The following is an 11,008-nucleotide window of genomic DNA, read 5'->3' on the forward strand; positions in this document are numbered from 1 at the left end:
AGCGCCAGAGGCCGATCAAGCCCATTTCATAATATTGCGGCAGCCAGTCCCAGCGCATGAAAAAGGCGGCCGACAGAACAAGGCCCAGTGCGATCAGGATCAGCACGATGCGGTGCGGCTGCAGCCACAGCGACGTTCGCGCGACGACGTCGATGATGGTCGCCTCGTTGGCCATCAGCGCGCCTCCTTGAGCGAAGGCATGCCGCGCCGCGACCAGGTCTCGACCCGGCCGATAACGAGGTTGGAAAACAGCGACAAAAGCAGATAGAGCACGCCCGCCGCGAAAAAGAAGGTGAAATAGGCCTTGGTGACGCCCGCTGCCTGCCGCGTTGCCAGCGCCAGCTCGTAGAAGCCGACAACAGCCAATAGCGCGGTGTCCTTGGTGGCGATCAGCCAGAGATTGGCGAGGCCCGGAATAGCGAAGGGCAGCATTGACGGCAAGGTGATGCGCCGCAACATCAGGCCCGGAGACATTCCATAGGCGCGGGCGGCTTCGATCTGGCCCTGCGGAATGGCCAGGATCGCGCCGCGTATCACCTCTGTCGAATAGGCGCCCTGGACGAAGCCGAGCACGGCGATGCCGGCGGCAAGGCCGCTCACGTCGACGCGCTGATAACCCATGGCCGTCAGCGCCTGATTGATCAGGTCGGTGCCGGCGTAATAGAGCAGCAGGATCAGCACCAGTTCGGGCACGGCGCGCACGATGGTGGTGTAAACCGCCAGGAGATCGCGCACCACCGGCCCGCCATAAAGCTTGCCATAGGCGCCGCCGGTGCCGATCAGAAGGCCGAGGCACGTGGCGCCCAGCGCGATCTCGATCGAATGCAGCAGCCCAACCAGAAGCGCCCCGCCCCAGCCTGGCGGGTAGGGCGAGAGAAGCTCGGTGATGCCGGCCGCGGAGGCCGAAAGAAGTGCGTCGATCAGCGTCGCCCCCGAAGTGCTGACTAACCGCCGACGGCTGCGTCGGCGGCAAACATGCCTGGGAAAGATCGAGCAGGTGGGGCATGGCGCGACGCCACACCCCACAGCTCATACGAGGATCGTCAGTTCGACTGCGCGCCGCCGCCGCCGTAAATGTCGAAATCGAAGTATTTCTTCGAGATCTCGTCATATTTGCCGTTGGCGCGGATCGCCTTGATGCCGGCGTTGATTTTGCCCTTCAGGTCGGTGTCTTCCTTGCGCACGCCGGCGCCGACGCCCGGTCCGAGCACTTCGTCATCGGGAGCGACCATGCCCTTCAGGTCGCAGCAGGCTTTGCCCTGGTCGGATTTGAGGAATTCGCCAAGCGCGATGGAATCGGCCTGCACCGCGTCGAGACGGCCGGCGGCCAGATCGTTGTTGGCCTCGTCCTGGGTCTGGTATTCCTTGATCTCGGAGGCTGTGCTGCCAAAGTGCTTCTTGGCATAGACAGCGTGCACCGTCGACACTTGCACGCCGACGATCTTGCCCTTGAGGTCGTCCGGAGCGGAGCCGAATTTCTGGTCCTTCGGGCCGATGATCGCGGTCGGCGTGTTATAGTACTTGTCCGAGAAATCGATCGTCTTCGCGCGTTCGGCGGTGATCGACATCGAGGAGACGATGAGGTCGATCTTCTTGGTCGTCAGAGCCGGGATGATGCCGTCCCAGGCAACCGGGGTGATGACGCAATCGAGCTTCTCCTCGGCGCAGACGGCGTCGATGAAGTCGATCTCCCAGCCGATCCATTTGCCCGAAGCATCGGGCGAGGTGAAGGGCGGATAAGGCTCGGCGGCGACGCCGATCTTGACCGGATCGGCCTTGGCCACGCCCATGGCGGCGACGCCGAGCAGCAGCGCTGCGGCAAATGTCTTCAGAACGGTCTTCATTTCATGACTCCCAGTTTGTTGTTGGTTCCCGGTTTTCTTCCGTCCCGGCTTGCCTAGCCGATGTTGCGGATGAACTGCTTCAGCCTTTCGGATTTCGGTGCGCCGAAGATCTGCTCCGGCGGCCCTTCTTCCTCGACCAGCCCGTTGTAGAGGTAGACGACATGGGTCGCGACCTCGCGGGCGAACTTCATCTCGTGGGTGACCAGCACCATGGTGCGGCCTTCGCGCGCCAGGTCGCCGATCACCTTCAGCACCTCGCCGACCAGTTCGGGATCGAGCGCGGAGGTGGGCTCGTCGAACAGCATGACGCGCGGATTGATGGCCAGCGCCCGGGCGATCGCGGCGCGCTGCTGCTGGCCGCCCGACAGATAGGCCGGATAGACGTCGCGCTTTTCAGCCAGACCGACACGGGCGAGCAGCCTCTCGGCCTCGCCGATCGCCACATCGCGCTTGACGCCAAGCACATGCACCGGAACCTCGATGACGTTTTCGATCAGCGTCATGTGGCTCCACAGGTTGAAGTTTTGGAACACCATGCCGAGCTTGGAGCGGATGCGCTCGATCTGCTTGCGGTCGGCCGGAATGGTGTGGCCGTGGCTGTCGGCCTTGAGCTTGATCTCCTCGCCATTGACGCGAATGATGCCGCTGGTCGGGTTTTCCAGGCAGTTGATGCAGCGCAGCAGGGTCGATTTGCCGGAGCCCGAGCCGCCGATGATGGCGATGACCTCGCCGTCGCGCGCCGACAGCGAGACGCCCTTCAGCACATGCAGCTCACCGAACTTCTTGTGCAGGTTCTCGACATGGATGGCTTCGGCGGCGCCGTCCTGCGCCTTGCCGGATCGGACTGCGGCAGCTTCCACCACGCTCACCGGGTGACCTCTATCGGGTCGGCTGCGGTTCGTCGAACGTGTATCCGGCTAATTAACATATACGCTGTACTGCCCCGCTCCAGACTTCAGCATGGACCCAACGGCGAGAGCCCGTCAATCCTGCTTATTACGGCACTTGCGAGCTTGTTGTGCAAGTGTATAAATAGCCTTCCATGAAATTTTCTCGATTTTTTTCAGCGAAAAAGGACTTCGATGAGCGCTTTCGGATCACAGTCCATGGCGGCGCCGCTGCGCCGCGTGCTGATGCGGTCGGCGGCCAACGCCATGCGCAATGCCGACAGGGCTGCCTGGCACTATGGCCCCGGATTCAATCCGGCGAAAGCGGCATCGCAGCACGCGCTCCTTGCTGAACTGGTGGCGGCTTCCGGTGCCGAAATCGAATGGATCGAGGACACGGCGGATGGACTTTCGGACTCGGTGTTCACGCACGACCCGTCGCTGATGACCGATCGCGGCGCGCTGATTCTGTCCATGGGCAAGCCGTTGCGCGCCAGGGAGCCCTCGCTGCATGAGGAAACCTACCGAAGGCTGGGCATTCCAATCCTGGGCCGCGTCGAGGTTCCTGGCCAGGTCGAAGGCGGTGATTGCGTATGGCTCGATGCCCGTACGCTGGTGATCGGGCGCGGTGTCCGCTCCAACCAGGAAGGCATCCAGCAGGTTTCCAACCTGCTGACGCCGCTGGGCGTTTCCGTCTACGGCTTTGATCTTCCGCTGTGGCAAGGCGAAGAAGCGTGCCTGCATCTGATGTCGGTGATCAGCCCGCTGGCCGACGACCTCGCATTGGTCCATTCACCGCTTTTGCCGGCCCCATTCTATCAGATGCTGAAGGCGCGTAACATCCGGCTGGTCGAAGGCGACGCCGAAGAGTTCGCGGCTTCCAACGGCCTTAGCCTGAACGTGCTGCCGACCAGCCCACACAAGATCATTGCCGTCGCAGGCTTTCCAAAGACCAAAGCCGCGATGGAAGCCGCCGGCTGCACGGTCGAAATCTTCGAGGCGGATGCGCTCTGCATCGCCTGCGAGGGCGGGCCGACATGCCTGACGCGACCGATCCTGCGCCAATGAATATGCCATCCCGCCGCAGGTTCCGTCGCGAGGGCGAGGAGCGGCGGCGGCAGGATCTGATCGAGGCCACTCTGGACAGTGTGGCGGAACATGGCCTGCAGGGCGCCACCTTGCGCACCATCGCATTGCGTGCCGGCGTCACCGCCGGGCTGATCCGGCACTATTTTCCCGGCAAGGAAGAATTGCTGCAGGAAGCCTATGCAGCGCTGATGGGCCGCATGACCGAGCAGGCGAAAGCGGCTTTGGTCATGGAGAATGCCTCGCCTCGCCAGCGCCTTGCGGCTTTCGTCACCGCCAACCTCAATGCGCCGATTATCGACGCGCGGGTGTTTTCGCTCTGGGCAACCTTCATCGGCCGCGCCAGAGCGGATCCGACCTTGGCCCACGCCCACCGCGAAGGCTACCTTGGTTTTCGCAATGAGGTGGAAGCGGTTGTGGCCGAGGTGCTCGCCGCCGAACGGCGCAAATCGGACGCAAGCCAATTGCGCCACCATGCCATCGCGATTAATGCGATCATCGACGGACTCTGGATCGAAGGCTGCCTGGCCGGCGAGATGTTCTCGCCCGGCGAATTGGCGGCGATCGGCATCAAGGCCGTCGAGGCCGAACTAGGCCTCGCGCCGGAAGGGGAGGAAAACCAATGACGACACTCGGCGAAGCGCTCATTTCGCTGCTCGAAGCCCATGGCGTCGACACGGTCTTCGGGATTCCCGGCGTCCACACGGTAGAACTCTACCGCGGGCTAGCGCGCTCCAAGATCCGCCACGTCACACCGCGTCACGAACAGGGCGCCGGCTTCATGGCCGATGGCTACGCACGCGCCAGCGGCAGACCGGGCGTCGCCTTCGTCATCACCGGACCGGGGCTGACCAACACCATCACCGCCATGGGGCAGGCACGTGCCGATTCGGTGCCGATGCTGGTGATCTCAGGCGTCAACGCCACGCCGACGCTGGGCAAGGGGCTGGGCCATCTGCACGAATTGCCGGATCAGCGCGGCATGATGGAGAAGGTGGCGCTGTTTTCGCAGCGCGTTACCGAGGCTGGCGAATTGCCCGGCGCGCTGGCGCAGGCCTTCGCCCTGTTTTCATCGGCCCGGCCCGGCCCGGTGCATATCGAGATCCCGACCGACGTCATGGTCAAGCCGGCGGATGGCATCGCTGCCATGCTGAGCAATGTGACGCCGCCCGTGCCGGAAGGTGTCGCAATTGCCAACGCGGCCAAACTCATCAGTGCAGCGCGCCGCCCGCTGATCCTGGTCGGCGGCGGCGCCAAACGCGCCGAAGCGCCACTGCGGCGTCTGGCCGAACGGCTGGGGGCGCCGGTCGTCCAGACCACCAATGCGCGCGGCCTGCTGCATGGTCATCCGCTTTGCGTGCCGGCCAGTCCCAGCCTGAAGACAGTACGGGCGCTGATGGCCGACGCCGACCTGGTGATTGCCGCCGGCACCGAATTCGGCCCGACCGACTATGACGGCTACAGCGATGGCGGCTTCGTCCTGCCCGCCAACCTGATCCGCATCGATATCGGCGCGGACCAGCTTGCCCGCCGCCCGGCGACGGTTTCGATCCAGGCCGATTGCGCCGAGGCGCTCGAAGCACTGCTTCTGGAAACCCGCCATGTCCGGGCAAGCGAGGGCGGTTCGTCGCGCGCCGCTACTACACGCAAAGCAGCCTTTGCCGAGCTCAATCCGACACTGCAGGGGCAGATGCGCGCCGTCGAGATGATCCGCGACGCTTTGCCGGGCGCGCTCATCGTCGGCGATTCGACGCAGCCGATCTATGCGGCCAACCTCTATTACGACCATGATCGGCCAGGCGGTTGGTTCAATGCCGCCACCGGCTTCGGCGCGCTTGGCTACGGCCCGCCGGCCGCAATTGGCGCGGCCCTTGCGATACCCGATGCGCCGGTCGTCTGCCTCACGGGTGACGGCGGCTTCCAGTTCACGCTGCCGGAACTGGGCGCCGCGCTCGACGCGCGGGTACCGGTCATCTTCGTCGTCTGGAACAACAGAGGCTACCGCGAGATCGACACCTCGATGCTCGATGTCGGCGTCGAGCCGGTTGGCGTATCGCCGGCGCCGCCGGATTTCTGCAAGCTGGCCGAGGCTTATGGCATCGGCGCCGAACGGCTTGCCGATATCGACGCTCTCGCGGACGCGCTGAAGCGCGCCCGGGCCACCGGACTGCCGCGCGTCATCGAAATCACAGTTGACTGAAGCGCGGGTTTCCCGTTTTGGCGGGCCACGGCTGAAGTGTCGGACGCATGCAAAGACGCGACAACTGCCATGTCGAGATGTCAATTGAGTGATGGCGCAAAAGGCGCGACGCTTCGCGTCGGCGGCACAGAAATGACCTAACGATAAAAAAATGACAGGAGCGTCCAAGATGACGGAAACACTTGAAGGCAAGCATATCGTCGTGACTGGTGGGACCGGTGCGCTCGGCGGTGCGGTTGTCGGCAAACTGCTGAGCGACGGCGCGATCTGCCATGTGCCCAATGCTCATGCCGCCGCCCCTACGCATTTCCCCTTAACCTCGCATGACCGTGTCCAGCTGGTGCACAACGTCGATCTCTCGGACCCCGCGAAGGTCGAAGCGTTCTATAGCCAGGTTCCGGGCCTTTGGGGCTCGATCCATCTGGCTGGCGGCTTCACCTCGGCGCCTGTTGAAAAGATCGAGTCGGCGTCCTTTGCCGAGATGATGGACACCAATGCGCGCACCGCCTTCCTGTGCTGCCGCGCCGCGATCCGCTCGATGCTGTCGTCGGACACGGCGGGCCGCATCGTCAACGTCACCGCGCGCGCCGGGCTCGATCCGCGGCGCGGCGCCGGCATGGTCGCTTACGCCGCCAGCAAGGCGGCGGTGGCAGCCATGACGGTGGCGATGGCCGAAGAGCTGAAGCACAAGGGCATCCTGGTCAATGCCGTGGCGCCGTCGACGCTAGATACGCCGGCAAACCGCGCCGATATGCCGGATGCCGATGTCACAAGATGGGTCAGCCTCGAAGCCGCCGCCGAGGCCATCGCCTATCTCGCCTCGCCGGCCAATCAGGCGATGAGCGGCACGCTGGTGCCGCTTTACGGCAGGGCGTAACTTTCCAACCTTTACCTAGGTCAAAAAAAAACCCCGCCGGATCGCTCCGGCGGGGTTTTGTTTTGGAGCCTGTGCGAAGGCTTCGCGGTGCGAAGACTTAGCTGCCCTGCTTCTTCAGCGCGGCACCCAGGATGTCGCCCAGCGAAGCGCCGGAGTCGGTCGAGCCGTACTGAGCGACCGCTTCCTTCTCTTCGGCGATTTCCAGCGCCTTGATCGAGACCTGCAGCTTGCGGGTCTTCTTGTCGAAGGCGATGACGCGGGCATCGACCTTCTGGCCGACGGTGAAGCGCTCGGGGCGCTGCTCGTCGCGGTCACGGCTCAGGTCGGAGCGCTTGATGAAGGTTTCGATACCGCTGTCGACCAGCCGCACTTCCAGACCGCCATCCTTGACGCCGATGACTTCGCAGGTGACGACCGCGTTCTTGCGCAGTTCGCCTGAAGTCGCCGCTTCGCCGACCGTATCCTTGGCCAGCTGCTTGATGCCGAGCGAGATGCGCTCCTTGTCGATGTCGACGTCGAGCACCTGCGCCTTGACCATGTCGCCGCGATTGTACTCTTCGATGACCTGCTCGCCCGGACGGGTCCAGTCGAGGTCGGAAAGGTGCACCATGCCGTCCACGTCGCCTTCGAGGCCGATGAACAGGCCGAACTCGGTCTTGTTCTTGACCTCGCCCTCGACCTGGCTGCCGACCGGATGGCTAGAGGCGAAAGCCTGCCACGGATTCTCGAGCGTCTGCTTGAGGCCGAGCGAGATGCGGCGCTTGGCCGGATCGACTTCGAGCACCACCACGTCGACTTCCTGGGTCGTCGACAGGATCTTGCCTGGATGCACGTTCTTCTTCGTCCACGACATTTCCGAAACGTGGATGAGACCCTCGATGCCCGGCTCCAGCTCGACGAACGCGCCGTAGTCGGTGATGTTGGTGACGGTGCCCTTGATCTTCTTGCCGATCGGGAACTTGGTGCCGATCTCGGACCACGGATCGCTCTCGAGCTGCTTCATGCCGAGCGAGATACGGTGGGTTTCCTGGTTGATGCGGATGATCTGCACCTTGACCGTCTGACCGATGTTGAGGATTTCGGTCGGATGGTTGACGCGGCGCCATGCCATGTCGGTGACATGCAGCAGGCCGTCGATGCCGCCGAGGTCGACGAACGCACCGTAATCGGTGATGTTCTTGACGACGCCTTCGACAACCTGGCCTTCTTCGAGGTTCTGCACGATTTCCGAACGCTGTTCGGCGCGGCTCTCTTCGAGCACGGTACGGCGAGACACCACGATGTTGCCGCGGCGGCGATCCATCTTGAGGATCTCGAAGGGCTGCGGGTTGTGCATCAGCGGGGAGACGTCGCGGATCGGGCGGATATCGACCTGGCTGCGCGGCAGGAAGGCCACGGCGCCGTCGAGGTCGACCGTGAAGCCGCCCTTGACCTGGTTGAAGATGACGCCTTCGACGCGCTCACCCTTGGTGAACTTCTCTTCGAGACGGACCCAGCTCTCTTCGCGACGGGCCTTCTCACGGGAAAGCATCGCTTCGCCAAGCGCGTTTTCAATGCGCTCGACATAGACTTCGACGGTGTCACCAACCTTGAGGGTAGTGTCCTTGCCCTTGACGCCAAATTCCTTCAGCGGCACGCGGCCTTCGACCTTGAGGCCGACGTCGATGATGGCCATGTCCTTTTCGATCGCGGTGATCGTGCCCTTGACGACCTGGCCTTCGCCGGAATGGCCTGTTGTAAATGATTCTTCGAGCAGGCTCGCGAAATCATCGCGAGTGGGATTTGCAGCTGACATTGTTTCTCCTGGAGTGCCCCGCATCTGGAAGCGGGACGGGCGCCGTGGGTTAGCGTTGCGTTGGCCTGCCGGCGTTCCGGGCTACAAAAGCCCTGGGCCGCTCTTTAAGCGGCAATTCCGGCGCATGAAGAATGCTGGCAGGCTGGTTCGTGCCCGATATGGGTATTTTCTTCGCCTCCGACAACGGAAAGACGAGGGAAAAACCCGGATCAGACCTAGTCTCTCTTGGCCAAGACGTCATCGATGATCGCCATGGCTGCAAGAAACGCGGCTTCTATAGCCATTTCGCTGGTATCAAGCAAGTGCGCGTCGGCGGCCGGCTTCAAAGGTGAGTCGGCACGGCCCATGTCGCGCTGGTCGCGGCGCATGATATCGGCGAGGATCTCGGTAAAATCAGCGGTCCCGCCGATGCTCTCGATCTCGGCCAGCCGGCGCTGTGCTCGCACCTCGGCGCTCGCCGTCACATAGAGTTTGATGTCGGCGTCGGGGCACACCACGGTGCCGATGTCGCGCCCGTCGAGCACCGCACCCGGCGGCGTCTTGGCGAAGTCGCGCTGCTTTTCGACGAGGATGCGCCGCACGGTCGGGTACACCGCGACCTTGGAGGCCGCCTCGCCGACCGCATGCGCCGACAAGACCGTCCGGTCGAGCTTTGCCAGATCGACCTGGCGGGCAGCGGTTTCAGCCGCCGAGACATTGTCGAGCGGCAGCGCGTGCTGGATGAGCGCATAGGCCACGGCACGGTAGGTGAGGCCGGTGTCGAGCAGGTTGAGGCGGTAGTGGTCGGCCAGCCGGCGGGCGAGGGTGCCCTTGCCGGCGCCGGCGGGGCCGTCGATGGCGATGGTGAAGACGTGTGTCATTGGCAGACCGCCGAAAGGGTTGGGCGCTGGCCTGCCAACGTACCAAGGCTATTGGTTGCCACGACCGTCACCCGATCTCCGCGCCCAGCGCCGTCATCAGCCCCATGAACTCCGGAAAGCTGGTCGCGATCATGGCGGCGTCGTCAATGGTCACCGGCTTTTCCGTCGCCAGCCCCATGACCAGAAAGCTCATGGCGATGCGGTGGTCGAGGTGGGTCTGCACGGTGGTGTCCTTGCCGTTGGGATGGCCGCCAAGGCCCTTGCCGCCCGGTTTGCCGCGCACGGCAAGCGAAGCTTCGCCCTCGGTGCAGTCGACGCCGTTGAGCGTCAGCCCGTTGGCGACGGCCGACAGCCGGTCGGATTCCTTCACCCGCAACTCCTCCAGCCCCTGCATCAGCGTTTCGCCCTCGGCGAAGCTCGCAGCGACCGCCAGCACCGGATACTCGTCGATCATCGACGGCGCCCGCTCGGGCGGCACGATGACGCCCTTGAGCTCGGAGTAACGTACCCGCAGGTCGGCGACATCCTCGCCGCCGGCATTGCGTGGGTTGAGGATGTCGATGTTGCCGCCCATCTCCTGCAGCGTCAAAAGCAGGCCGGTGCGGGTCGGGTTCATCAGTACGTTTTCGATCGTGATGTCCGAACCCGGCACGATCAGGGCGGCCACCAGCGGGAAGCCGGCCGAGGACGGGTCGCCCGGCACGGCGATGGTCTGGCCGGTCAGCTTGCCCTGGCCTTCGATGAAGATGTGGCGCACGCCACGCTCGTCGGTTTCGACCGACAGATTGGCGCCAAACCCCTTCAGCATCTTTTCGGTGTGGTCGCGTGTCATCACCGGCTCGATCACCGTGGTGATGCCGGGCGTGTTGAGGCCGGCGAGCAGCACTGCGGACTTCACCTGCGCCGAGGCCATCGGCACGCGATAGGTGATCGGTGCGGCATGCTTGGGTCCATGCAGTGTGATCGGCATGCGGTCGCCCGGCGTCGCCTTCAGCACCTGCACGCCCATCTGGCGCAAGGGTTCCAGCACACGGCCCATCGGCCGGCCCGACAGCGAGGCATCGCCGATGAAGGTCGTCTCCATGTCATAGGTGCCGACAAGGCCCATGGTCAGCCGCGAGCCGGTGCCGGCATTGCCGAAATCGAGCGGGCCTTCCGGCTGCAGCAGCGCGCCGTTGCCGGTGCCGCGGATCACCCACTCGTCGCCGTTCTTCTCGATATGCGCGCCCATTGCCTTCATGGCGGCACCCGTGCGCATCACGTCCTCGCCTTCGAGCAGGCCAGTGATGCGGGTCTCGCCGGAGGCGAGGCCGCCGAACATGAAGGAACGGTGCGAGATCGACTTGTCGCCCGGCACGCGCGCGATGCCGGAAAGGGCTGGGGATTGGCGGGCGGTGGCCGGGTTGGGGGCGGCGGCGTGAGACATGGAATTTCCCTGGACGGAATGCCGGCGGGCGGG

10 protein-coding genes and 1 pseudogene are annotated in these 11,008 nt (G+C 64.1%); 4 read left to right on the forward strand and 7 right to left on the reverse strand.

Going from position 1 to position 11,008, the window contains the following annotated elements; all coding sequences use genetic code 11:
- The 4 genes and pseudogenes from EOA22_RS38835 to EOA22_RS12755 all read right to left on the reverse strand — a co-directional run.
- A pseudogene (locus EOA22_RS38835) lies at positions 1-175 on the reverse strand (ABC transporter permease); the annotation flags it as partial.
- Complete coding sequence (locus tag EOA22_RS12745; RefSeq protein WP_196815384.1) at positions 175-888, reverse strand: ABC transporter permease; 714 nt, start codon at positions 886-888, stop codon at positions 175-177. The pseudogene EOA22_RS38835 and the gene EOA22_RS12745, both read right to left, overlap by 1 nt.
- 155 nt (positions 889-1,043) lie before the next feature.
- Positions 1,044-1,844, reverse strand: a complete 801-nt coding sequence (locus EOA22_RS12750; RefSeq protein WP_063169843.1) for a transporter substrate-binding domain-containing protein — start codon at positions 1,842-1,844, stop codon at positions 1,044-1,046.
- A 53-nt stretch (positions 1,845-1,897) separates the two neighbouring features.
- Positions 1,898-2,713, reverse strand: a complete 816-nt coding sequence (locus tag EOA22_RS12755; protein ID WP_063169844.1) for an ABC transporter ATP-binding protein — start codon at positions 2,711-2,713, stop codon at positions 1,898-1,900.
- A 213-nt stretch (positions 2,714-2,926) separates the two neighbouring features.
- On the opposite strand from EOA22_RS12755, the gene EOA22_RS12760 reads away from it, so the two are divergent.
- The 4 genes from EOA22_RS12760 (at position 2,927) to EOA22_RS12775 (ending at position 6,894) form a co-directional block, all read left to right on the forward strand.
- Positions 2,927-3,799: a dimethylarginine dimethylaminohydrolase family protein gene (locus tag EOA22_RS12760; RefSeq protein ID WP_024501898.1), complete on the forward strand. Its 873-nt coding sequence runs from the start codon at positions 2,927-2,929 to the stop codon at positions 3,797-3,799.
- On the forward strand, positions 3,796-4,443 hold the full coding sequence (locus EOA22_RS12765) for a TetR family transcriptional regulator C-terminal domain-containing protein (RefSeq protein WP_032809890.1): 648 nt from the start codon (positions 3,796-3,798) through the stop codon (positions 4,441-4,443). The genes EOA22_RS12760 and EOA22_RS12765 overlap by 4 nt, the downstream gene beginning before the upstream one ends.
- Complete coding sequence (locus tag EOA22_RS12770; RefSeq protein ID WP_127389999.1) at positions 4,440-6,017, forward strand: 5-guanidino-2-oxopentanoate decarboxylase; 1,578 nt, start codon at positions 4,440-4,442, stop codon at positions 6,015-6,017. The genes EOA22_RS12765 and EOA22_RS12770 overlap by 4 nt, the downstream gene beginning before the upstream one ends.
- Before the next feature lie 169 nt (positions 6,018-6,186).
- The gene (locus EOA22_RS12775; protein ID WP_063169846.1) at positions 6,187-6,894 is read left to right on the forward strand and encodes an SDR family NAD(P)-dependent oxidoreductase; all 708 of its coding nucleotides are present in this window, start codon (positions 6,187-6,189) and stop codon (positions 6,892-6,894) included.
- Positions 6,895-6,991: 97 nt separating this feature from the next.
- Here the strand turns inward: EOA22_RS12775 and rpsA are convergent, their stop codons facing one another.
- From rpsA to aroA, 3 genes are all read right to left on the reverse strand, one after another.
- Positions 6,992-8,689, reverse strand: a complete 1,698-nt coding sequence (gene rpsA / locus EOA22_RS12780) for a 30S ribosomal protein S1 (protein WP_013528183.1) — start codon at positions 8,687-8,689, stop codon at positions 6,992-6,994.
- Between the two features lie 215 nt (positions 8,690-8,904).
- The gene (gene cmk, locus EOA22_RS12785; protein WP_032898722.1) at positions 8,905-9,549 is read right to left on the reverse strand and encodes a (d)CMP kinase; all 645 of its coding nucleotides are present in this window, start codon (positions 9,547-9,549) and stop codon (positions 8,905-8,907) included.
- A gap of 67 nt (positions 9,550-9,616) precedes the next feature.
- A complete protein-coding gene (gene aroA, locus EOA22_RS12790; RefSeq protein WP_127390000.1) occupies positions 9,617-10,975 on the reverse strand; it encodes a 3-phosphoshikimate 1-carboxyvinyltransferase in 1,359 nt (452 codons plus the stop codon).
- Positions 10,976-11,008: the final 33 nt, after the last annotated feature.

The sequence above is a fragment of the Mesorhizobium sp. M7A.F.Ca.US.014.04.1.1 genome, from assembly GCF_003998745.1.
Lineage (GTDB): Bacteria > Pseudomonadota > Alphaproteobacteria > Rhizobiales > Rhizobiaceae > Mesorhizobium > Mesorhizobium ciceri.

Excerpts from the sequence above, each read along its gene's own strand:
- EOA22_RS12750 (WP_063169843.1), bottom strand. The coding sequence starts at position 1,844 with ATGAAGACCGTTCTGAAGACATTTGCCGCAGCGCTGCTGCTCGGCGTC.
- EOA22_RS12760 (WP_024501898.1), top strand. The coding sequence starts at position 2,927 with ATGAGCGCTTTCGGATCACAGTCCATGGCGGCGCCGCTGCGCCGCGTG.
- EOA22_RS12765 (WP_032809890.1), top strand. The coding sequence starts at position 3,796 with ATGAATATGCCATCCCGCCGCAGGTTCCGTCGCGAGGGCGAGGAGCGG.
- EOA22_RS12770 (WP_127389999.1), top strand. The coding sequence starts at position 4,440 with ATGACGACACTCGGCGAAGCGCTCATTTCGCTGCTCGAAGCCCATGGC.
- EOA22_RS12775 (WP_063169846.1), top strand. The coding sequence starts at position 6,187 with ATGACGGAAACACTTGAAGGCAAGCATATCGTCGTGACTGGTGGGACC.
- rpsA (WP_013528183.1), bottom strand. The coding sequence starts at position 8,689 with ATGTCAGCTGCAAATCCCACTCGCGATGATTTCGCGAGCCTGCTCGAA.
- cmk (WP_032898722.1), bottom strand. The coding sequence starts at position 9,549 with ATGACACACGTCTTCACCATCGCCATCGACGGCCCCGCCGGCGCCGGC.
- aroA (WP_127390000.1), bottom strand. The coding sequence starts at position 10,975 with ATGTCTCACGCCGCCGCCCCCAACCCGGCCACCGCCCGCCAATCCCCA.